The organism is Halomonas sp. SIMBA_159 (assembly GCF_046536035.1).
Taxonomy (GTDB): Bacteria; Pseudomonadota; Gammaproteobacteria; order Pseudomonadales; family Halomonadaceae; genus Vreelandella; species Vreelandella venusta_A.
The window spans coordinates 1-266 of sequence record NZ_JAWJBT010000746.1 but is presented as its reverse complement, the minus strand read 5'-3'; the positions used below and the strand labels follow the sequence as shown (position 1 = coordinate 266).

Annotated in this window: 1 protein-coding gene; it reads right to left on the bottom strand. The window is 34.2% G+C overall.

What is annotated here, in order from left to right; translation table 11 throughout:
- The coding region (locus R0J87_RS21190) for a hypothetical protein (RefSeq protein ID WP_498888751.1) at positions 1 to 266 on the bottom strand (266 nt) is incomplete at both ends.

The following is a 266-nucleotide window of genomic DNA, read 5'->3' as shown; positions in this document are numbered from 1 at the left end:
CCCTTTAAAATTTTTAGTAATGCTGTAATTCCTTTAAGTCTTCTTTCAATGCCAACAAGAACCTGTAAAATGATGGAATAGTTTACCGTTAAACGACCAAGAGCTACTGAAAGTTCTTTTGAAATTTCTTCAACATCAGGATGCCAAGTTCTACTTTCGCTTAGAATAGGGCTTACCATACTAGAATCATTTTCACCCAAAAGTGAATTACGTATAGCTTTACTAATTTCTTCATACTCATCAGGTCGTCTCATGACAAATGTAAG